The sequence below is a fragment of the Ruegeria sp. HKCCD4315 genome (genome assembly GCF_013112245.1).
Classification (GTDB): Bacteria; Pseudomonadota; Alphaproteobacteria; order Rhodobacterales; family Rhodobacteraceae; genus Ruegeria.
In genome coordinates, this window is sequence record NZ_WVRN01000001.1 from 1,261,288 (window position 1) to 1,283,475 (window position 22,188).

Annotated in this window: 21 protein-coding genes; 12 read left to right on the top strand and 9 right to left on the bottom strand. The window is 57.4% G+C overall.

The features are described 5' to 3' along the window. Positions 1 to 17: 17 nt before the first annotated feature. The 4 genes from prfB (at position 18) to GS646_RS06305 (ending at position 4,179) form a co-directional block, all read left to right on the top strand. Positions 18 to 1,145 (top strand): peptide chain release factor 2, encoded by a 1,128-nt coding sequence (gene prfB / locus GS646_RS06290; RefSeq protein WP_171090621.1) that lies wholly within the window; start codon positions 18 to 20, stop codon positions 1,143 to 1,145. 1 nt (position 1,146) lies between these two features. Further along, positions 1,147 to 1,851 carry a M50 family metallopeptidase gene (locus GS646_RS06295; protein WP_371732055.1) on the top strand — a complete coding sequence of 235 codons (705 nt, stop codon included), beginning with the start codon at positions 1,147 to 1,149 and terminating at the stop codon, positions 1,849 to 1,851. Between the two features lie 104 nt (positions 1,852 to 1,955). Further along, on the top strand, positions 1,956 to 3,356 hold the full coding sequence (locus GS646_RS06300) for an amidase (protein WP_171185764.1): 1,401 nt from the start codon (positions 1,956 to 1,958) through the stop codon (positions 3,354 to 3,356). Between the two features lie 25 nt (positions 3,357 to 3,381). Beyond that, entirely contained in the window at positions 3,382 to 4,179 is a 798-nt protein-coding gene (locus GS646_RS06305) for a DUF2189 domain-containing protein (protein ID WP_171185761.1), read from the top strand. Here GS646_RS06305 and GS646_RS06310 read toward each other — a convergent pair. The 3 genes from GS646_RS06310 to GS646_RS06320 form a co-directional block, all read right to left on the bottom strand. Beyond that, complete coding sequence (locus GS646_RS06310; RefSeq protein WP_171185759.1) at positions 4,176 to 4,895, bottom strand: helix-turn-helix domain-containing protein; 720 nt, start codon at positions 4,893 to 4,895, stop codon at positions 4,176 to 4,178. The genes GS646_RS06305 and GS646_RS06310 overlap by 4 nt on opposite strands. Positions 4,896 to 5,201: 306 nt before the next feature. Continuing rightward, positions 5,202 to 5,762, bottom strand: coding sequence for an acetolactate synthase small subunit (gene ilvN / locus GS646_RS06315; RefSeq protein WP_170382781.1), 561 nt, complete (start codon positions 5,760 to 5,762; stop codon positions 5,202 to 5,204). 69 nt (positions 5,763 to 5,831) lie between these two features. Then, positions 5,832 to 7,583, bottom strand: a complete 1,752-nt coding sequence (locus GS646_RS06320; RefSeq protein WP_171090613.1) for an acetolactate synthase 3 large subunit — start codon at positions 7,581 to 7,583, stop codon at positions 5,832 to 5,834. A 423-nt stretch (positions 7,584 to 8,006) separates the two neighbouring features. Here GS646_RS06320 and GS646_RS06325 point away from each other — a divergent pair, with 423 nt between their 5' ends. Both GS646_RS06325 and GS646_RS06330 read left to right on the top strand, forming a co-directional pair. After that, positions 8,007 to 8,852: a 2OG-Fe(II) oxygenase gene (locus tag GS646_RS06325; RefSeq protein WP_171185758.1), complete on the top strand. Its 846-nt coding sequence runs from the start codon at positions 8,007 to 8,009 to the stop codon at positions 8,850 to 8,852. Positions 8,853 to 8,898: 46 nt separating this feature from the next. After that, positions 8,899 to 9,282, top strand: coding sequence for a VOC family protein (locus GS646_RS06330; RefSeq protein ID WP_171090609.1), 384 nt, complete (start codon positions 8,899 to 8,901; stop codon positions 9,280 to 9,282). Positions 9,283 to 9,348: 66 nt separating this feature from the next. Here GS646_RS06330 and GS646_RS06335 read toward each other — a convergent pair whose 3' ends face one another. Continuing rightward, positions 9,349 to 9,996, bottom strand: coding sequence for a response regulator transcription factor (locus GS646_RS06335; protein WP_171185756.1), 648 nt, complete (start codon positions 9,994 to 9,996; stop codon positions 9,349 to 9,351). Then, positions 9,993 to 11,426: a cache domain-containing protein gene (locus GS646_RS06340; RefSeq protein WP_171185753.1), complete on the bottom strand. Its 1,434-nt coding sequence runs from the start codon at positions 11,424 to 11,426 to the stop codon at positions 9,993 to 9,995. Before GS646_RS06340 ends, GS646_RS06335 begins: the two co-directional genes overlap by 4 nt. Positions 11,427 to 11,671: 245 nt before the next feature. Between GS646_RS06340 and GS646_RS06345 the strand changes: the two genes are divergently transcribed. The 3 genes from GS646_RS06345 (at position 11,672) to GS646_RS06355 (ending at position 16,173) form a co-directional block, all read left to right on the top strand. After that, entirely contained in the window at positions 11,672 to 12,754 is a 1,083-nt protein-coding gene (locus GS646_RS06345) for a TRAP transporter substrate-binding protein (protein WP_171090603.1), read from the top strand. A gap of 120 nt (positions 12,755 to 12,874) precedes the next feature. Beyond that, complete coding sequence (locus GS646_RS06350) at positions 12,875 to 13,801, top strand: TRAP transporter small permease subunit (RefSeq protein ID WP_171090601.1); 927 nt, start codon at positions 12,875 to 12,877, stop codon at positions 13,799 to 13,801. 17 nt (positions 13,802 to 13,818) lie between these two features. Then, positions 13,819 to 16,173: a TRAP transporter large permease subunit gene (locus tag GS646_RS06355; protein ID WP_171185751.1), complete on the top strand. Its 2,355-nt coding sequence runs from the start codon at positions 13,819 to 13,821 to the stop codon at positions 16,171 to 16,173. A 130-nt stretch (positions 16,174 to 16,303) separates the two neighbouring features. On the opposite strand, the gene GS646_RS06360 is transcribed toward GS646_RS06355, so the two are convergent. From GS646_RS06360 to GS646_RS06375, 4 genes are all read right to left on the bottom strand, one after another. After that, a complete protein-coding gene (locus GS646_RS06360; RefSeq protein ID WP_171647633.1) occupies positions 16,304 to 16,693 on the bottom strand; it encodes a VOC family protein in 390 nt (129 codons plus the stop codon). Between the two features lie 7 nt (positions 16,694 to 16,700). Then, positions 16,701 to 17,525 carry an arginyltransferase gene (locus GS646_RS06365; RefSeq protein WP_171185747.1) on the bottom strand — a complete coding sequence of 275 codons (825 nt, stop codon included), beginning with the start codon at positions 17,523 to 17,525 and terminating at the stop codon, positions 16,701 to 16,703. 75 nt (positions 17,526 to 17,600) lie between these two features. Beyond that, positions 17,601 to 18,032, bottom strand: a complete 432-nt coding sequence (locus GS646_RS06370) for an RDD family protein (RefSeq protein WP_171090593.1) — start codon at positions 18,030 to 18,032, stop codon at positions 17,601 to 17,603. A 65-nt stretch (positions 18,033 to 18,097) separates the two neighbouring features. After that, positions 18,098 to 18,520, bottom strand: coding sequence for a DUF2852 domain-containing protein (locus tag GS646_RS06375; RefSeq protein ID WP_171647631.1), 423 nt, complete (start codon positions 18,518 to 18,520; stop codon positions 18,098 to 18,100). 141 nt (positions 18,521 to 18,661) lie between these two features. Between GS646_RS06375 and GS646_RS06380 the strand changes: the two genes are divergently transcribed. The 3 genes from GS646_RS06380 to GS646_RS06390 are packed head-to-tail and all read left to right on the top strand — an operon-like array spanning position 18,662 to position 22,152. Beyond that, a complete protein-coding gene (locus tag GS646_RS06380; protein WP_171185745.1) occupies positions 18,662 to 19,051 on the top strand; it encodes a nuclear transport factor 2 family protein in 390 nt (129 codons plus the stop codon). 49 nt (positions 19,052 to 19,100) lie between these two features. Then, the gene (locus GS646_RS06385) at positions 19,101 to 21,896 is read left to right on the top strand and encodes a glutamine-synthetase adenylyltransferase (protein ID WP_171647629.1); all 2,796 of its coding nucleotides are present in this window, start codon (positions 19,101 to 19,103) and stop codon (positions 21,894 to 21,896) included. Then, the gene (locus GS646_RS06390; protein ID WP_171185742.1) at positions 21,880 to 22,152 is read left to right on the top strand and encodes a hypothetical protein; all 273 of its coding nucleotides are present in this window, start codon (positions 21,880 to 21,882) and stop codon (positions 22,150 to 22,152) included. The genes GS646_RS06385 and GS646_RS06390 overlap by 17 nt, the downstream gene beginning before the upstream one ends. Positions 22,153 to 22,188 lie beyond the last annotated feature (36 nt).

Below are 22,188 nucleotides of genomic sequence, written 5' to 3' on the forward strand. Positions count from 1 at the left end.
CAAGTTGGGACAAGACCATGCGCGCCGAAACCCAGAACATCGTGGCGGAAATCGAAAAGTCGCTGGAGCTGCTGGCGCAGCGTATGGACTATGAAACCGCGCCGCATCGCCTTGAGGAATTCAACGCGCGTGTCGAAGATCCGAACCTGTGGGACAACCCTGAAAACGCGCAGAAGCTGATGCGCGAACGGCAGATGCTGGTTGACGCCATCGAGACCTATGAAACCATCAAGACCGATCTCAGCGACAATATCGAGCTGATCGAACTGGGCGAGATGGAAGAGGATGAAGAGGTCGTTCAGGACGCCGAAGCTGCGATCAAGGCGCTACAGGGCAAAGCCGCCAAGAAAGAGCTTGAAGCATTGCTGGACGGTGAGGCCGACAGCAACGACACCTTCCTTGAAATCAACTCGGGCGCAGGTGGTACCGAAAGTTGTGACTGGGCTTCGATGCTGGCGCGGATGTACGTTCGCTGGGCCGAGAAAAAGGGCTATACGGTTGAGCTGCAGTCCGAAACGGCAGGCGAAGAGGCGGGCATCAAATCTGCCGCGTACAAGATCTCGGGCCACAACGCTTATGGCTGGCTGAAATCGGAAAGCGGTGTACACCGGCTGGTGCGGATTTCGCCTTTTGACTCGGCGGCGAAGCGCCATACCTCGTTCAGTTCGGTCTGGGTCTACCCGGTGGTGGATGACAATATCGAGATCGAGGTGAACCCGGCGGATATTCGCATCGACACGTATCGGTCATCCGGCGCAGGTGGTCAGCACGTCAACACCACGGACTCGGCGGTACGGATAACGCACATTCCAACCGGGATTGTGGTGACCTCGTCCGAGAAATCGCAACACCAGAACCGCGATATCGCCATGAAGGCCCTGAAATCGCGCCTGTATCAACAGGAACTGGACCGTCGGAACGCGGATATCAACGCCGCGCATGAGGCCAAAGGCGATGCCGGTTGGGGCAACCAGATCCGGTCCTACGTGTTGCAGCCGTACCAGATGGTCAAGGATCTGCGCACGAACCATGAGACTTCGGACACCAAGGGCGTGCTGGATGGCGATCTGGACGGTTTCATGGCTGCAACGCTGGCTCTGAACGTGGCAGGTAAAAGCCGGTCCGAGGCGCAGGGCGACAGCTAAGGTGAAGCGCCAAAGCTCTTTTCTGAATTTGTTGAAAGGGCACTGGCAGCTTATTGCGATCACCACATTGGTTTTTCTGCTTTGGAACACTCCCGCTGTGGTTCCGCTGAAAATTCTGATCGTCTTTCTGCACGAGCTGTCTCACGCCGTGACGATAATTTTGACCGGCGGCTCGGTCGAAAGCTTTTCGATCTCACCACAGCAGGGTGGGCTGGTGATCGGTTGGGGTGGCAACCGGTTTCTCAGCCTGTCCGCCGGGTATCTTGGCTCGCTTTTGCTGGGCATGGGCCTTTTGATCATTGCATTGCGCACGCGGGCTGACCGTGCCGTTCTGGCAGGTTTTGGCGGGGTCATGTGTTTGGTAGCTGTGCTTTACATCCGCGATCTGTTTGCACTTGTGTTTTGTATCGGCGTCGGGTCGGCGATGATCGCCACCGCCTGGTATCTACGCCGCGAGCTCAGCGACCTTGTGCTGCGCGTCATCGGGTTGACCAGCGTGATCTATGTGCCGTTCGACATCTTTGACGACACGATCCGGCGTTCTGGGATGCGGTCCGATGCGTTCATGTTGGCCGAGGAGTTCGGCGGAACAACAATGATGTGGGGCGGGATGTGGTTGGTGCTGAGTGCCCTCGCGATTTATCTGTGCCTGCGTCATTGCCTTGGGCCGGACAGCAACTTGCATTTTGGTCGTACAGCAAGGTGAAGTGTTCCAGTGCTGTGGTGGCGAAAAGACACATTTAAACAGTGGGTTTAAATGAGCTGAACCGCTCGCTAGGCTGTTGAAGACGAACAACAGACTGGCGTGTTATGGATCTGACCCGGATATCGGCCGCAGAGCTTTTGAAACAACTTACAACGCGGCAGGTTTCAGCCACGGACGTGATGCGTGCCACACTTGATCGTATCGCGGCGGTGAATGGCGATGTGAATGCCATCGTTGCGCTGCGCGATGAGAGTGCGTTGATGGACGAGGCGCGCAAGCACGACAGTGGCCCAATCACCGGCCCGCTGCACGGGCTGCCAATTGCGGTCAAGGATTTGGTCAATGTGGCCGGTGTGGTCTCGTCTCATGGATCACCGCTGTTCAAGGGTGTCGTGCCGGACAGTGACGATCTGATTGCCGCCCGGATGCGGGACGCAGGTGCGATCCTGATCGGAAAGACCAACACGCCGGAATTCGGATTGGGCTCGCACACATTCAACCCGGTTTATGGTGCGACGCGCAACCCGTATGACGCCAACCATACCTGCGGGGGTTCGTCCGGTGGGGCGGCGGTGGCCCTGGCCATGGGTATGGTGGCGCTGGCAGACGGATCCGACATGATGGGCAGTCTGCGTAACCCAGCGGCCTGGAACAATATCTACGGCTTTCGCCCAAGCTGGGGCAGGGTGCCGTCTGATCCTGTCGGCGACAGCTTTCTGCATCAATTGTCAACACTTGGCCCTATGGCCCGCAGCCCCGAGGATCTGGGCATTTTGCTCGACGTGATTTCAGGACCAGACCCGCGCCTGCCTTTAGCCTCTGAAAGTACTCTGGTGTCGCCGGTGACACCGGCGGACATGCAGGGGCTGCGGATCGGTTGGCTTGGGGATTGGGGCGGGGCGTTCCCGATCGAGCCTGGCATTCTCGACCTTTGCAAAGATGCGTTGGCCGTGTGTGAAAGCCTTGGCGCTGATGTGCAAGACGTGGATCCGCCCTTCGATGCTGAACAGCTTTGGACAAGTTGGATCACGCTGCGGTCGTTCAGCGTTGCGGCGGGGTTGGAGCCCTTGGCCGCACAAAAGGATCATCTGAAAGATACCGCACAATGGGAACTGGATCGCGGCCTGTCCATGCGCGCGATGGAGGTGCAGCACGCCAGCGTTATCCGCTCGGACTGGTTCCGCTGCGCGGCGGACCTGTTCACTCGGTTTGACGCACTGGTTTTGCCATCCGCACAGGTCTGGCCCTTCGGGATCGAGACCCCGTACCCGACCAGCATCGCGGGTCGGGCCATGGATACCTATCACCGGTGGATGCACGTCACAGTGCCGGTCAGCCTGATTGGATTGCCCTGTTTGGCTGCGCCTGCTGGCTTTGGGTCAAACGGATTGCCGATGGGGTTCCAGCTGTTTGGACCAAGAGGCTCAGACAAGAAACTACTGTCAATTGGGGCGGCCTATCATGCCGAAACCAAATGGCCAAATAAGAGACCGGCGATGCCATAACGCCGGACAGGGAGGAGAGGACATCATGGACAAGCCTTTTGGAGTGCCGGAAATGCGACCGGTCGATACCGACATGCTGCGCACGGCATTGCAGCGCGCATGGGCCGATTTCCGTCGCGCACCTTTATTCGGGCTGATCTTTGCGGGTTTTTACGTGCTGGCGGGCTGGGCCATGGCGTGGGTGACAGTGCAGACCGGAACAACCTTCTGGCTGGTGCTGGCGGCCATCGGGTTTCCGTTGATCGGACCTTTCGCAGCGGTCGGGCTTTACGAGGTCTCGCACCGGGTTGAGCAGGGTGATCCTCTGGATTTTGCTGCGATCTTTGGTGTGGTGCTACAGCAGAGCCGCAGGCAGTTGCCGTCGATCTGCGCGATCATCGTCGTGATGTTTCTGTTCTGGTTCTTTTTAGGGCACATGATCTTTGCCTTGTTTCTGGGGCTGGCCACGATGACCAACATTTCGACCTCAACCGAAGTCTTCTTCACTCTGAACGGCCTGACCATGCTGGCCGTTGGAACGGCGGTAGGGGCGATCTTTGCGACCGTTCTGTATATGATCACCGTTCTGTCGATCCCGTTGCTGCTGGATCGTGAACTGGATTTTGTTACAGCCATGATCACAAGCTTTTCCTACGTAAAGGAAAACCTGTTTGTCATGCTGGGCTGGGGCGCCTTTATTGCGGTTGTAACGTTCGTGGCGATGGTGCCGTGGTTTCTGGGGTTGTTAGTTGTGCTGCCTTTGCTCGGCCACGCCAGCTGGCATCTGTATCGGCAGATCACGCAGGGTGATGGTCGGCCGGAAGCCGCAACCGCGACCGATTAGAAATGCTGCGCCAGATTGTTTGTGGACAGGCGCGCAGCGGCAAAAATCGCGGCCGAGTCGTGCCCCAGATACTTGAGGACTACCGGTTCCGGGTTGGATGTATCGGCCGAGTTGACCACAGATCCGCGCCATTGAACCGCGGTTCCCGTGGCATCGGGTGAGATCAGATAGACCCGGCTGTTATGCCCGCCCCGCTGGGATGTCAGCATGTACACGGTATCGCCGCTACAGGCTGCGATCCCTTGTATTTCACGTGCCTGTGGCGGGGCTTCGGGCATTGCGGCACGCGAAACATAGCCCCGTATCAAGGTGCATTGGGTCAGTGGTCGGGCGTGCAACAATGTCATGCGATGCTCGTCCGAAAGGCTTTCGATCACCGCATAAAACCCGGGTGCAAACGGCGATTTCTCAATCGCGTCTGACCCGGAGCCCAGAAACTCGGTCAGGGCTGAGGTTGCCGGGTGACTTTCTGACTTTTCGATCTCATCCAGCGGTTTCAGAAGGATGCGGGCGTCCACGTCGAAAAAACGACAGATCCGGTCCAGAACATCCGGTCGGGGCACGCTTTCTCCAGAGAGATACCTGTTAAACTGCGTCCGGTTCACCCCGAGTTTGCGACACAGGGCCGAGATCGAGCGATGTTGCTGCGCCAAGCGCCGAAGATTCTCGCTGAACATTGCGCGTAGCTCTTCAGGACTGCGGGTATCGTCGGTCATGGCCGTCCAAGTGTTGCTTTGCCTTCGGATGAAACCAACTGAACACCACGGCCAAAGCCAGTTGAACAGTGATAAATCGCACAGAATAACCCCAAGCAACGTATCCCCACGTCGCGTTGCACACCCAACGCTAGCGCCGTATAGCGCAAAGGCAATAGGCTTTATCTGAAAATGACTGATCTTTATCCGGAAGCTCGGGCCCCTATTGCAATTATAGCGCAACAAGGCCACGTGGGCGGCGAGCGCATTGCGCCGCCAACCCATGAAGTATCCCCGCCCCAAATTACCTCGGAACGGGAACGAAGTTTAATCGCCGCGCAGCAACGCTGCGACACCGGTCCGCGCGATCTCGACAAGGCCCAACGGGCGCATGAGATCGGCAAACGCATCGATCTTGTCAGGCGCGCCGGTGATTTCAAAGATGAACGAGTTGAGCGTGCTGTCCACCACATTGGCGCGGAAAATATCGGCCAGGCGCAACGCCTCGACCCGTTTGTCTCCTTCACCAACCACTTTGATGATGGCCAATTCCCGTTCGACCGATGGGCCTTCGACCGTCAGATCATGCACATCATGCACGGTCACGATCCGGCCCAACTGCGCCTTGATCTGCTCGATTACCTGAGGGGTTCCGGTGGTGACGATGGTGATGCGGCTGAGATGGCCGGTGTGATCCACCTCGGCCACGGTCAGGCTTTCGATGTTATAGCCACGGCCTGAGAACAATCCGATCACACGGGCCAGAACGCCGGGTTCGTTTTCGACCAGAACCGCGATTGTATGGCGTTCCTGTACGTCCGAGAAGGTGGGGCGTAGGTTATAGGCAGAATGGCGGGTAGAGCCTTTTTTGATATGTAGGGCAGACATTTATGTCCCTTTCATCATCCTTGAGATGCCGGGCGCAACAAGGCGCCCGACTAAATCCGTCGAATTGCGTTAAACCAGAACCGAACCTTTAGAGTCGATCACGCCCTGCGTCTCGGCCTCGCCCAGCAGCATCTCGTTATGGGCCTTGCCCGACGGGATCATGGGGAAGCAGTTCTCGTGCTTTTCAACCAGACAGTCGAAGATCACCGGGCCGTCATAGGTGATCATTTCCATGATCGCATCGTCCAGATCGGCGGGGTCGGAACACAGGATGCCTTTCGCGCCAAACGCTTCAGCCAGCTTGACAAAATCGGGCAAGGCCTCGGACCAGCTGTGCGAATAGCGCTCGCCATGCAGCAACTCCTGCCACTGGCGGACCATGCCCAGACGTTCGTTGTTCAGGATGAACTGTTTCACCGGCAGGCGGTATTGAACCGCGGTGCCCATTTCCTGCATGTTCATCAGCCACGACGCTTCACCGGCCACATTGATCACCAGCGCGTCCGGGTGCGCCATCTGCACACCGATAGAGGCCGGGAAGCCGTAACCCATCGTGCCCAGACCGCCCGAGGTCATCCAGCGGTTGGGGTCTTCGAAGCCAAGGTACTGCGCGGCCCACATCTGATGCTGGCCCACTTCGGTGGTGATATAGCGGTCGTGCTTTTTGGTCAGTTCCTCAAGCCGTTGCAACGCGTGCTGAGGTTTGATGGTCTTTTCGCTGGCTGTGAAGGCAAGGCAGTTCACCTTGCGCCACTCAGAGATCTGCGCTTGCCATTGCTTGATAGCCGCCGCGTCGGTCTTGCGACCGCGCGCTTTCCAGACCTTCAGGATGTCTTCCAGCACATGGGCCACATCGCCCACGATCGGGATATCGACGCGGATCACCTTGTTGATGGAAGAGGGGTCAATATCGATATGCGCTTTCTTCGAGTTTGGAGAGAACGCATCGACGCGCCCTGTGATCCGGTCATCGAACCGTGCACCGATATTGATCATCAGGTCGCAGTCATGCATCGCAAGGTTGGCCTCATAGAGACCATGCATTCCCAACATGCCCAGCCAGTTTTCACCGGACGCCGGGTAGGCCCCCAATCCCATCAGGGTCGAGGTGACCGGGATACCGGTCGAATCGACCAGCTCACGCAGCAGTTGGCTGGCCGCGGGGCCCGAGTTGATCACGCCGCCACCTGTGTAGAAAACCGGCTTTTTGGCGGTTTCGATGGCGGCAACCAGCTCGGTGATTTCCTCAAGGTCGCCCTTCAATACCGGCTGGTAATGCGATGTCGAAGGCTTCGGGCTGGTGTATTCGCCGGACGCAAACTGAACGTCCTTGGGGATGTCGATCAACACAGGGCCGGGGCGGCCCGAGGTAGCGACATGGAACGCCTCATGCATGGTCTCGGCCAGCGAATCCGTGTCCTTCACCAGCCAGTTGTGCTTGGTGCAGGGGCGGGTGATGCCAACTGTGTCAGCCTCTTGAAACGCGTCTGATCCGATCATGAAAGTGGGAACCTGACCCGTCAGGACCACAATCGGGATCGAATCCATCAAAGCATCAGTCAGGCCGGTAACAGCGTTGGTGGCCCCGGGACCAGAGGTCACAAGCGCAACGCCGGGCTTGCCGGTCGAACGCGCATAGCCTTCGGCAGCGTGAACCGCACCTTGTTCGTGACGCACCAGAATGTGGCGAATGTCATTCTGCAGAAAGATCTCATCATAGATCGGTAGGACGGCGCCACCGGGGTATCCGAATACCGTGTCCACGCCCTGATCCTTGAGGGCCTGAACCACCATCTTTGCGCCGGTCATCTCACGTGTCATCTGCTTTGCTCCGTTCGCGACATGTGTCTTGCGTTTTGCCAAAAAAAAGCCCCCGATTTTTTCGGAGGCGCATGGGTTCGATTATGGTTTTCCGTTACCGGCCCATGCGCGTTTTTCCTACGATTACGACTAGCGCTTTCATCGCCAGAGGCTCCTTCTTTGCGTGCAGGGACATTATGGTCGGGGGGAAGGGGCGTCAACAGGCAAAATCGCAAATTTCCTGTCCTGAGGGTGGTATTTTGCGACATTTTATTGCGCAGATTGCCGCATGTTGGGAACTTCCGGGAAAGCGCGGCTCGATTCTCTGGTTTTGCCGTCGCATTTTGGGGTCTGAAAGCGTCAAGCCAATGTCTGAAATTGGCATGATCCGCCGATATGTCTGCTGCACGGTCATCCGTAGGGCGCATGCAAGGGAGGTGGAAAATGCTGCAAGACCTGGTAGACCTTGGACGGTACCCGATCGATTGCCCAGACTCTCCAGCCTATGATCGGTTGATCAGAGACCTGAGGCAGGAGCTGGAGCATGATGGGTGCGCGGTCCTGCCCGGGTTTGTGCATGAAAAAGGCATCGCGCTTTTGGCCGAGGAAGCCGATGCCGTTGCCCCCAACGCGCACCGCTCTTTCAGCCGCACAAATGCATATTTCACCAAGGACGATCCACGATTTGGTATCGGGCATCCGATACGTCGGTTCTATGAACGTTCAAACGCCTTTGTCCCGGCGGACAACTTCCATCAGTCCGGTCCCTTGCGGCGGATTTATGAGTTCGCGGACTTTCTGCCGTTCATTCGGGAAGCTCTGAATGAACCCGAGGATCGGTTCTTCCGCTATGATGATCCGCTTGCGGATGTGATCATCAACGTGGTGGAAGAAGGGCAGGGCTTTCCCTGGCACTTCGATACGAACAACTACACAGTGACCCTGGCCATCCAGAATGGCGAGGCAGGAGGGGCATTCGAATACGTTCCCAATCTTCGCACATCTGAAGACGAGAACTTTGCTCAGGTCGCCTCGGTTCTGGACGGCAACATGACGCGTGTTCACCAACTAGAGCTTCAGCCCGGGGATTTGCAGATTTTCAAGGGGAGGTATTCCCTGCACCGGGTGGCACCTGTCACCGGAACGCGACGCCGCTACGTCGGAATTTTCTCGTTTGTCGAAGCTGAAGGCATGTGCGGCGGGGTCGAGCGGACGCAGCAGCTTTATGGCCGTGTGTTGCCGCACCACTATGAACGCGCGGGTCTGCGCAAAGATCAATTGCTGGATTGAAAACCCGTCGTGGGTAAACTGAAGCGGTTCATGGTCGGAGCTTCAAATGCCTGAGATTTTGCAACTTACCCCATTCGTGCTGTGTTCGTCCTTACAGAACCAGATCGATTTCTACTGTGACCGACTTGGGTTTTCCTGCGGGTTCAGGCAGGAAAACTACGCCTTCCTGTCGCTCGGGTCGGTGGCTATTCGCTTGTTGGAATGTCCCGCGCGGGAAGACGGCAAGTCACTGGGCGACGATCAGTCGTTTTACATTGATGTCGACGATGTAGACGGCCTGTACGAAAGCCTGAAATCCGGGCTGGCTGATTTGCCCGAAGGGCGCGTGCGCCCGCCGTTTGACCAACCTTATCTTCAGCGCGAATTTCACGTTTTGGACGAGGACGGAACACTGGTGTTTTTTGGGCAGGACATAAGACCCCGGACCTGAGTACCCGCCCGGCGTCGACCTTCAGTCATGTAACTTCAAGTCAGACGCGCCGCGCGTGCGCGTAGATCAGAAGCCGACGCCAGTACCTTGCAGCACACCATGTTCCAGCGCATAGCGTGTCAGACCAGCGGTGGAAGAAATACCCAGTTTGCGCTTGATGTTCTTGCGGTGGGTCTCGACCGTGCGCACCGAAATCTCGAGTTTTTGGGCGACTTCCTTGTTGGATTTGCCCTGTGCAAGTTCCAGCAGGATCGTCTGTTCGCGCCCGGTCAGTGCCTCGCGCGCGCTGTCTTGTTTTGGTTTGAGGGACCCGCTGGCGCCTGTGCACAGGTATTGTTCGTCCTGCATAACGGCATCGATGGCCTGCTTGATCTCTTCGGTGGGTACATCCTTGAGAATATAGCCTTTGGCACCATGGCTGAGAGCTGTTGAGATGTATTCGGGACTATCATGCATCGACAGGATCAGGATGCGCGTTTCGGGAAGGCGTTCGAGGATGATTTCCGTCGCGCTGAGACCACCGAGACCGGGCATGTTTAGGTCCATCAGGATGACATCAGGGGCCAGGTCGACGGCCTGATCCACAGCCGCCTGACCACTACCGAGTGTGCCGACCACGTTGATGTCCTCATAGCTTTCCAGGATAGACTGGATGCCTTCGGCCACCATCGGGTGGTCGTCCACAATAAGAACCCGTGTGCTGTCAGAACTCATGTACCGGCCTTTCGGTTGGGAGTTGCGTCTTCCTGCGGCGGCAGAAGGTGGCTGAGCGGCAAGCTGGCTTCGATCACCGTTCCGCCTCGCGGTCCGCGTGATGACAGAATCCGCAACGATCCGTCAAGCTGTTCGATACGCTCCTGCATGTTGCGCAGGCCGATGCCTGTGGTTGCCGTCCCGGGCTCGGTGCGCAATCCGTGGCCGTTATCGGTGATCCGCATGGTCGCGCCTTTCTTATGTCCGCGCAGGTCTATCGTAACATGCGTAGCGCCGGAATGGCGTTCAATATTGGTCAGAGCCTCTTGGGCTATGCGGTAGAGGGCAATCTTGCTGTCCTGATCCAGCCGGTTGCGGAACACGACCGTCGAGAATTCGGTCTCAATCCCGGTGCGGTCGCGGAAATCGTCAGTCAGCGCTTTCAGTGCCGGCCCCAGGCCCAGATCGTCCAGCACACCCGGGCGAAGGTCGCGGCTGATGCGCCGTACCTCGGTAATGGCGGTGCCAAGGTGGTCGATCCCTTTTTCCAGCGGATCGCGCGCGCCGATATCGTCGCCGCGTGACAGACGGCGGCGGGCATTGTCCAGCGCATAGCGAACACCGACAAGGATTTGGCTGATGCCGTCGTGCAGCTCACGCGCGACCCGGCCACGTTCTTCTTCCTGCGCGTCGAAGACTCGTTGGGTCAGTTCTTTCAGCTTGGCGTCAGCCAACCGGCGTTCGCGAATGTTCAGCAACATGCCCGAGGCAAAAACGATGAGGACAGCCGCTAGCACGATTGCACCGATATACATGAAGGTGCGTTGTACACGGGCTTCGACCTCGGCCCGCGCGTTGGCCACTGTGGCGACAATGTCATCAATGAATACACCCGTGCCCACGACCCAACGCCAGTCCTGAAGCCCGACCACATAAGCGATCATCTGCGCCTCTTCCCCGGTCGACGGCTTTTGCCACATGAAGCTGTGCCAACCCGCCCCTTGGCGGGCGAGGCGAATGAATTCGTCGACGATGGGCGTGCCTTCGCTGTCGGTCAGCCCTTCCCAGTTCTGGTTGATGAACTGCGTCTGTCTGGGGCTGACCAAGTTGTTTCCGTCATAGTCATAAACAAAGAAGAACCCGTCCTGACCATAGATCATCGCCGAAAGGATTTGCGTGACCAGGTTTTTTGCCACCTCGTCATCGGGTTCAGCCCGACCATAGATGTAAGCAAACCCGTTACGCGCTTGCGTGACATAGTTGCGCAACTCTTCCTTCTTGGCCTCGATCAGGCTGCGCTCCAGTGCCTCGATCTCGCGCTCGGCTGTCGCGCGGGCCTCGTAAGCCACCAACACGGCGATTGCAGCCACAGCGACCACCAATGGGATCGCGGCCACCAGAGACAATTTCTGCGCATAGGTCAGCGAGACCAGTTGACGGAGTCTTTGCATAGTCGAATCGATACGCAAGCGGCGGCGAAAATGCAAAAGGAATGGGCAGGATCACCAAAATGGCGAGTTTTTTGCGATGTTTACTTGGAGGATGGTCAAAGAATCTGTGAAAAACGGCAAAAGAAACCGCCTGCCTACGCAGTAGTAGGTATTCCCATTCACATCACTGTCATTAGGCTGACGCGCATTGAATGCGACAGGTCCGGCTGTGCCGGATTATGACTATGAAGGGGAGGAACACTCATATGGATCGTCGTTCATTTCTGAAAAAATCCGCGCTGGGCGGATCAGCAGCTGCAGCAACCGCTCTGGCGGCACCGGCCTACGCTCAGGGCCAGCGCACGCTGACCATGGTGACCTCATGGGGTCGCGGTCTGGCGGGCGTGTTTGATAGCGCGCAGCGCTGTGCCGACAGCATCAACGCGATGTCTGATGGCAGCCTGAATGTTGAGATCAAAGCAGCCGGTGAACTGGTTGGCGCTTTCGAAGTGTTTGACGCGGTATCTTCCGGTCAGGCCGACATGTATCACGCCGCTGACTACTACTTTGTAGGTCAGCACCCGGGCTACGCGTTCTTTACCGCTGTGCCCTTTGGTATGACCGCGCAGGAACTGGTGAACTGGTACTACCATGATGGCGGCATGGAGTTGCATGATGAACTGGGCTCGATCTTTGGCCTGAAATCCTTCCTGGCGGGTAACACCGGCGCGCAGGCAGGCGGTTGGTACTCGAAAGAGATCAATGGCCCTGAGGATTTCCAGGGTCTTAAGTTCCGTATGCCAGGTCTGGGTGGTCAGGCGCTGGGTAAGCTGGGCGCATCCGTACAGAACATTCCGGGCTCGGAAGTGTATCAGGCGCTGTCCTCGGGTGCGATTGACGGCACCGAGTGGATCGGTCCCTGGGCGGACGAAAAGGCCGGTTTCCAGGAAATCACCAAAACTTACTACACCGCTGGCTTCCACGAGCCGGGTGCAGGTCTGTCGCTGGCGACCAACCGCGACGTGTTCGACAGCCTGACGCCGGCGCAGCAGAAGATCATCGAGATCGCCGCTGCCGAAGCGCACCAGTGGAACCTGGCGCAGTTCCTGGCCAACAACGGTGCAGCCCTGCAGCGTCTGCAATCCGGTGGCGTGAAGGTCATGGAATTCCCGGAAAGCGTTTGGGACGCCTTCGGTCAGGCTTCGCAAGAAGTTCTGGACGAAAACATGGGCGACGAGCTGTTCAAGAAGATCCACGACAGCGCCATGACGTCGATGGCAGCATCGTCCGCGTGGAACAACCTGTCGTCGGGTGTCTATACCGCTCAGCGCGACCGCGTTCGCGGCTAAACATCAGCCAATAAAGTAAACGGTTTCCCCGCAATCGCGGGGAAGCCTTTCCTGTTGCATATGCGCGGACCCATCATGCCGCTATAATAAGCAATGCAACTGACGCGACCCGGGGACAACATGCAGGACGACAACGGTATTTCGTTTTTCGGCGCCCTGTGGAATGGACTGATCTGGTTCATTCAGAACATTGCCGAAGCCTTCTATAATTTCGGATATGCGGTGACGCATCCGCAGCTGTGGCTGAACTGGTCGGACAAAGAAGCGATCATGCGCTTTGTCTACTATGGGGGCTCGGTCGAGTTCTTCTTTGTGGTCTTCACGCTGTTTTTGGTTCTGACGGCCATTGGCCTCTACTATCGGAACTTTATGTGGGGCATGGTTCGAGGGCTGGAAGGGTTCGCAAACGTCACCGGGCGTTTCTTTGCCTGGGCAGGTCTTCTGATGGTTATTCAGCAGATCGTCATCGTATTCATGCAACGCGTGTTCACACGGGCCGACATGGCCTTTGGCCTGGGTATACCGTTTCAGAAGGATATCAGTTGGTTCGCGGAAGAACTTAAACTCTACAACGCAATGGTCGTGTGCCTGTGCTGCACATACACTTTCGTTCAGGGCGGACATGTTCGGGTTGACCTGATCTATGCAGGCATCAGCCACCGCGCCAAGCGCGTTGTCGATATGTGCGGCGCGATGCTGTTCATGATGCCCATGGCAGTGCTGACATGGATGTACGGCTGGTACTTTATGTGGCGGCACCTGATTGTGCCGAAGCCTTCGGCCAGTGACACCTTGGATCGTCTCGTGGCCAAGTCACGCGCACTGCGCTGGAACGTTGAAACCATCGGGTTCAGTCCCAACGGGTTCAACGCGTATTTCCTGTTCAAGATCCTGCTGGTGCTGTTTGCAGGCATGGTGTTCCTGCACGCGATTGCCTTCCTGTGGCGGTCGTATCTGGAATACGTGGAAGGGCCGGAAAGCGCCGGAAAATACCTCGACAAGGACAGCCTTGGCGAGGGCGAAGAAGCCTATGAAGGCGCACATTAAGGACGGAGACCAAGACAATGCTATTCGGACTTGATGGCGTCGAGATAGGCCTCATTATCGTATTTTTTTGCCTTTTCGGAGGCATCCTGTCCGGTTTTCCGGTGGCCTTTGCCATCGGCGGGGCCGGGGTTATCTCATTCGGGATCATCGCAGCCTTGGACAGCGCAGGATTGCTGATCCATCAGGCAATTGACACAGGCTCGCAAGCTTACCGGGATGTCGTGAACTCGGGTGTGAAACCCGACACGATATCTGTGTTCCGATACCCAGACTTACCGAGGATCGCCGAGCCGGTCTTTGTTCAAGGTTGGGAAACCGCTTTGGACCGCAATGTTTCGTTCATCGTGAACCGAATGAACGAACGTGTTCTGGCCGGTCAGTCCATTGAGACACTTCTGGCCGTGCTGATGTTCGTTCTGATGGGCATCACGCTTGAACGCTCGAAGATCGCAAACGATCTGTTGACGACAATGGCGCGTGTCTTTGGCCCATTGCCGGGCGGTCTGGCAGTGTCGATTGTGGTTGTTGGCGCGTTTCTGGCGGCCTCGACCGGTATCGTCGGCGCAACCGTGGTGACCATGGGTCTGCTGGCCTTGCCGACCATGTTGCGGAACAATTACTCACCAGAGCTGGCGACTGGTGTGATTGCGGCCTCGGGCACGTTGGGACAGATCATTCCACCGTCGATTGTCATCGTTTTGTTGGGAACGCTGGCCGGTGATCTTTATTCGACCGCGCAAGAAACGCGTGCGGTCGAGGCCGGATGTACCGATGCGCTGACCTATCTGGGTGAGCCCGCAGTGGTCTCGGTCGGAACCCTGTTTCAGGCGGCACTTCTGCCAGGGATCATGCTGGCCTTGCTGTATGCGCTCTATGCCTTTGGGTACGCGTTGCTGAACCCGGACAAAGCGCCAGCCGTTGAAATGTCCGGTGGCTCGGGTGAGACGATCACCCGCTCTGAGGGTCTGACCTGGCTGCTGGGCGCGCCGGTCGCGATCATTGTCGGTGCCGTGCTTTTGGGCAGTGCTGGCGTCATCGGCAGCCAGAACATCTCGGTCTCAGCATTCTCGGATGTCGGGCAGGGCGCATCGCTGCGCACCAACGTATCGGAAGAATGCAAGGCATCGATGATCGATCTGCATGGCCAGTCCGCCTGGGATCAGGCGGTTGCCGAGCAGGAAGAGATCGACGCTGCCGGTGGTATCGCCAATGCCGAGCGTTTGAGCGAGGAAGAGCTGGTCGAAGCCCGCGAGGCAAAAATCGCGAATGCAGCGCCGATTGGAAACGGAGTTGCGGTTTTTGTGGTGCTGCTGGCGCTGACCCTGGTTCTGGGTCGGGGCATCGCGCCCTCGCGCTCGCCACAGCCATTGATCGTTGGTGCGATTGGTCTTTTGTTGATGTTGTTGGTCGATGTTCTGTTTGTTGCACCGACTACATCTGCGGGGCTGACATTTGTTCTGTTGGCCATTCCCTTTGCCATTGCGATCTATGGTTGCCGGGAAGCGGCAGCACGCTGTGCGACCAACGACCTGATCCGAGTGGTGTTTCCACCCTTGGTTCTGATTATCGCGGTGCTGGGTTCGATCCTGGGCGGTATCACCAACCCGACACCTGCCGCCGCATTGGGTGCGGGCGGGGCAATCATGCTGGCCGCTTATCGCAAACTGCATGATCAGGGTCGTTCCGGCGGCGTCATCATCTGGTCGACCTTTGCCGTGATCATCTGTTTGCTGTTGGGCGTGAACTTTGACCTCAGGGTCAATCAGGAAGGTGCTTCGGTCGAAACCGTGATCGCTTTTGTTCTGGCTTATGCAACGTATCTGTATGCTCTGTTTGGCCTGTTATTTGGCTGCTGGGTGTTGTTTTCGAGCGGTGTTCTGACGCCTGTTGTTCGCGAGACAGCGAAAGTGACCTCGATGGTCTTTACCATTCTGATCGGGTCACAGTTGCTGAACCTTGTGGTGATCTCGTTTGGAGGCGAGCACTATATTCAGCAGTTCCTGAAGAGCTTTGACAACGAGTTTACGGTCTTCCTGATCGTGATGTTGGTGCTGTTCATTCTGGGCTTTGTGCTAGACTTCCTTGAAATCATCTACATCGTGATCCCCATTGTGGGGCCGGTGATTTATGGTGGATCTTTCGATCCGAAATGGGTGACGATCATGGTGGCTGTGAACCTGCAGACCTCGTTCCTGACACCACCCTTCGGATTCGCCTTGTTCTATCTAAGGGGGGTTGCCCCAAAAGAGGTCACGACCGGCCACATATACAGAGGGATCATACCGTTTGTGTTGATCCAGGTGGTTGGCATTGCGATCTTGTGGTTCTTCCCCTCGATCGTCACCATCGTGCCGGATCTGATCCCGAATTGATCCCGGTGAGCAAGATGCAAAGGGGGCCTGGTGGCCCCCTTTTCTTTTTTGCTTTGGAAAAGGGGCCAGCCCCTTCTTGGCCTGCGGCCAATTCATCCCCGAGGTATTTGTAGCCAGATGAAGATGCGGATCAGTTGAATTCTATCAGGTCCCAACGATTGCCGAAGGGGTCACGCCAGACTGCGACCTGGCCATAAGGCTCGGAGCGCGGGGTTTCTTCAAACGTGACGCCCCGTGCCAACATGTCGGTATGGTCGCGATAGAAATCATCTGTTTGCAGGAAGAAACCCACGCGGCCACCGGTCTGATTGCCAATAGCGGTTTCCTGGTCGGGGCCGTCAGCTTTGGCCAGCAGAAGAGAACTGCCATTTGAGCCGGGTGGGGCGATCAATACCCAGCGTTTGCCGTCGCCCAGGTCGATGTCCTGCAGAAGCTGGAACTTGAGCGCTTCGGTATAAAATGAGATCGCGGCATCGTAGTCGGGCACCACAAGGGTAACCGCGTGCAAATTTTGCTTCATGATGATGTCAGCCTTTGGTCGGATGGCGGTCGGGCAACTGAATATTGGCCACTTGTTCCGCTATTGGGGCTGAGGACAACGGGTGATGCGATGCATCGGAAAAGGCATCTGGATCTTTGATCTTTTGCCATTGGCCCTGAATATAAGCCTCGAGCCCTGAGAACTTGGCCTTGTAGCCCATCTTGGGGCTGCCCGGGACCCAGTAGCCCAAATAAATGTAGGGCAGGCCGGCTTCGCGCGCGATGTCTATGTGATCGAGGATCATGTATGTGCCCAGCGAATTCTGGGGCTGGTTTGGATCGTAGAAGGAATAAACCATGCTTAGCCCGTCATCGAGCACATCGGTCAGACTGACTGCGATCAGATCGCCGGTTTTCGGGTCGGCATATTCCACCACACGGCTGCGGATCGGAGTCTCTTCGATCATGGCAGCAAATTCGAATACATCCATGTCGGCCATGCCGCCGTCGGCGTGCCGGGTATCCAGATAACGGCGGAACAGTTCGTATTGTTCGTCTGTAGCCCAGGGTGACGTTGCGCGGCGTTCCAGATACCCGTTGCGCTTTGCAGCGCGTTTCTGGCTTTTGGTGGCGCGAAAGGCCGAAACGTCGATCCGGGCGGACAAACAAGCTGCGCAGTCCGTGCAGGACGGTCGGTAAAGCACGTTTTGCGATCGGCGAAACCCCTGCTGCGAAAGCGAGTTATTCAACTGCTCAGCGCCTTCACCTTGAAGGGCTGTAAACAATTTACGCTCCATCCTGCCGTCAAGATAGGGGCAGGGTTGTGGAGCGGTCACATAGAATTGTGGCGCAATTGGCAGCGTGTGTCGCATGAAGTTCCCATCTAGCCTCGGGACAGATGATAACAACCGTTCCCGAGACCGCCAAGTGATTCACGCAGTTGGGCCTCACGCTCTTTGATTGATCATAACAGTCCCCAGGAAACTGTCGGTCAGGCCCTGACCGCGAGCGCTTGTCAGCATCATGATGACCGAAATGATCTGGACCACGAAAAACGCCATGCTGACGAAATAACCGGCAGTATGTGCGATGGCTTTGCCCATATCCATACGTTCGCCAAACGCGTCGCGCAGTTCGATGCCCATGAAGCGCATACCCAGCGTGGCTGAGCCGTTCGAGATGGTGATGACCCGATACGCAAAGCTGATCACCGCATAAATCAGCGGTAGGAAAAACAGCCCCGCACCGAATGTCAGGAAGACGGGCACGATGCACAGCAGCGAGATGAAGGCGATATCGAACAACCACGCGACAAAGCGCTTGGTCGCAACCGAGCTGTAGAATTCTGGTTGAGTATCCGGGTTGGGCAGGTGGTTCATTCGTCAGGTCCGAAAGATAGGGTTGAGGCACCCTGACCCGAAGAATCGGGGCAGGGCAAGGGCTATCAGGCAGGTGCGCCTTTGCCGTCGTCTTCGTGGTTCTCGCTGGCGCGTTCGTCCATGAACTGGTCGAACTCGGCCTTGTCCTTGGCCTCGCGCAGACGGCGCAGGAAGGCTTCGAAATCCTGCTGTTCGCGCTCCAGACGGGCAAGGGTGTCAGCCTTGTAGGCGTCAAAGGCGCTGTTACCCGAAGGTTTCATCGCGCTCATGTGACTGTGCCAGGATTTGCGGCGGCTGCAGGACTTGCTGAACATGCGTTTGCTCCAGATCATATAAGCCAGAAGGGCTAGGCCAACGGGCCAGAAGAAGATGAACCCAAGGACCATGGCGGCGATCCAGGCCCCTTTGCCTTTGTCGTCCAGCCAGGCTTCAATTCGGTAAAGCCATCCCGGATTTGCGGGGACGGCGGGGTCTGACAGTGCAGTCATGAAAGCTCTCCAGGGTTGATGTAAATTCTTTTCACATTGTCTAGATGGGGATGCATTTTGGTGATGCAAGGGGTGATGTGAAAAAGATTTACATTCTGCAACTCGGTTGACGTTGAACACCTCTGATCGCAGGGTGCGGTCATGAATATGACTGAAAACAAGACAGCTCCGGCGTTGAATGAAATTCTTGATCTGGAAAAGCAGGTCTGGATGGCGTTGGTCGAAGGTAATGCAAGCGCAGACCGTGCTTTGCTGAGTGCAGATTTTCTGGGGGTTTACCCAACCGGGTTTGCCAATCGCGATGATCATGTTGGCCAATTCGCGGATTCTCCGACGATGGTGGAGTTTGATCTGAGCGATGCGCGGTTGCGGGTTCTGACATCGGATATCGTTTTGTTGTCTTATAGGGCTGATTACTTGCGTCCCGGTGCGACAGAGCGCGAAGCGATGCTGATTTCCTCATTGTGGGAACGAAGGAACGACGTCTGGGTCAACAGTTTCAGTCAGGACACACCCGTTCAGGACGTCTGATCAGAATGCCCCATTGACGATGACGCGCCGCGATGCGCAGGGTGCGCGCATGACTGACGCACTTGCCATTACCCGACTTCCACGTGCTTTTGATCCGTCTTTAGGAGATGAAGCGCGGGCCCTTATGCCAGATTTGCCGCAGGAAATGGGTGAGCTCGTGGCGGGCACTGCCGGGTCCAGCCCTTATCTGAAAGGTCTGATCGAGCGTGAGAAAAGCTGGTTGCCCGAGGCATTGGAGCAGCCGGATCAGGCCCTTGCGAACGTTATGGCTGCAGCGCGTGATCTGCCGCCCGATCAGTTGAAACCCGGCTTGCGGCAGGCCAAGCGACGTTTGGCGCTGCTGACCGCCTTGGCTGATATTGCAGGTGCGTGGCCGTTAGAGAAGGTCACGGCGGCCCTGACGGATTTCGGAGCCCTGGCTGCGGATGTTGCGGCCAAGGCCGAGATCGCTGCTTTGATCCGGCGCAAGAAACTGCCCGGAATGACTGAAGATGATGTCGAAAACGCAGCTGGGCTGGTCATTCTTGCGATGGGCAAGATGGGCGCGCATGAGCTGAACTATAGCTCGGACATTGACCTGATAGTCCTGTTTGATGAGACGCGTTTTGACCCAGATGATTTTTACGAAGCCCGGCAGGGCATGGTCCGGGCGACGCGAAACTTTTGCGCAACGCTCAGCGACAAGACGGCGGACGGGTATGTGTTTCGTACCGATCTGAGGCTGCGTCCTGATCCCGCCGTGACACCGGTCTGCATGGCGATGGAGGCGGCTGAACGGTATTATGAAAGCCTTGGTCGTACCTGGGAACGGGCAGCCTATATCAAGGCACGACCCTGTGCCGGGGATCTGGTTGCGGGTCAAAGGTTTTTGGACAGCCTGCGCCCATTCGTCTGGCGCCGTCATCTGGACTTTGCGGCCATTCAGGACGCCCATGATATGCGTCTGCGTATCCGCGAAAACAAAGGTACGGGTGGGTCCATGTCAATCCCCGGCCACGACATGAAGCTGGGGCAGGGCGGTATCCGAGAGATCGAGTTTTTCACTCAAACCCGCCAACTGATCGCAGGTGGGCGGGATGCTGACCTGCGGGTGCGGGGGACTGTTCCGGGGCTGGCAGCGCTGGCGTCAAAAGGCTGGGTGCCAGAGGACGTAGCCGAGAAACTGACCGATCATTACCGGGCGCATCGCGAGGTCGAGCATCGCATTCAGATGATCCACGATGCGCAGACCCACAAGGTTCCCAAAACGCCGGATGGGATCGAACGTGTTGCGTGCCTGATGGGGATCAGCAGCGCCGATTTGATGCAAGACCTGACGAACCGCCTGACCGAAGTACATGAACTGACCGAGGGGTTCTTTGCTCCGGGCCAATCACAACCGCCCGCGCCTGCGCAGGATGTCGAGTTCGACAAAAAGATACTGGCGCGTTGGACGACATATCCGGCGTTGCGAAGCCAGCGAGGTGCTCGGATTTTCGAACGTCTGCGGCCAGAATTGCTGTCGCGCCTCGCCAAGACGGCCAAGCCAGACGAGGCGCTTATGGCCTTGGACGGGTTTCTGGCCGGTCTTCCCGCCGGCGTGCAGCTGTTTTCCTTGTTCGAAGCGAACCCGCATCTGATTGACCTCTTGGTCGATATTGTTGGCACATCCCATGCGCTTGCTTCGCACCTGTCACGCAATGCGTCTGTGTTTGACGCAGTGATCGGGGGCAGTTTCTTTACCGATTGGCCGGGGCAAGAGGCGCTGCAGGCCGAACTGGCACAAGCCCTTTCAGAGGAAACGGACTATGAAACTCAGCTCGATCTGGCGCGGCGCTGGTGCAAAGAATGGCATTTCCGTATTGGTGTGCACCATCTGCGCGGCCTGATTGACGGGGCACAGGCCGGTCAGCAATACGCACAGCTTGCTCAATCGGTGATTGCAGCCATACTCCCACACGTCACTGAAAACTTCGCCCGCAAACATGGTCCTGCGCCGGGGCGCGGGGCGGCTATTCTGGGCATGGGCTCACTTGGGGCAGGGCGGATCAACTCGCAATCCGATCTGGACATGATCGTGATCTATGATCCCTTGGACCAAGAGATGTCGGATGGCCCGCGCCCATTGGCCGCGCGGACATATTACGCAAGGTTTACGCAGGCGCTGATCACCGCACTCTCGGCCCCCATGTCGCAAGGGCGTTTGTATGAGGTCGACATGCGATTGCGCCCCTCGGGCAATCAGGGGCCGGTGGCAACAAGCTGGGCCAGTTTTACCAACTATCAGCAAAACGAAGCCTGGGTGTGGGAGCATCTGGCCCTGACTCGCGCGCATGTCGTCGCGGGTGACGCGGGGCTGGCTGAGGACATTGAATCCTTCCGGGCTGAATTCCTGTCTCACCCACGAGAACAGGCTAAAGTCCTGCGCGAAGTGGCAGAGATGCGCGCGCGCCTCGCCGCCGCCAAGGCACCTGCGGGCATCTGGGATGCCAAGAACGGACCGGGGCGTCTGATGGACATCGAACTGATGGCCGAGACCGGCGCTTTGCTGGCCGGCTCGGCGCAGCGTGATGTATCGTCGGGTCTGGATGGGGCCGTCGCAGCCGGATTGCTGAATGTCGCGCAGGCGCAATCGCTGAAAGAATGCTATGATTTATGCTGGTCCGTGCAATGTGCCGCCCGCCTACTGTCGGGCAAGGTCATCGAAGCGGACAAGATCGGTGAGGGTGGCACCGCGTTTCTATGCCGCGCAACCGGGTTCGAACAGGTCGAGGCGCTGCAGGCGGCATTGCAGGACAGTTACACGACCGCAGCCGATCTGATCGGAGGCGTGATCAAAGGGGGCGAAGATGGCGCGCAGCACTGATCCCAACGACCACAAGGGTCTGATCCTTGAAGCCTATCGCATTGAGGGCATCACCTTGCCCGAATGCCGCAGTATTTTTCTGGACTGGGCGCTCAGCCTGCCTGCCGATCGCGATCAGAATACAGCGCTGGCGGAATTGCACGCGGGCTACGTGGACCAAAACCCCGATCATCCCATGACACAAGTCCTGAGCGAGGGTCTTCAGGCGGCTCAGACCCCCAAACGCCGAGGCGGATGGCGATCCCGTAACCGCTAGGGGTTTTCGACCGCCGCGTTCATGACTATGAGGGCG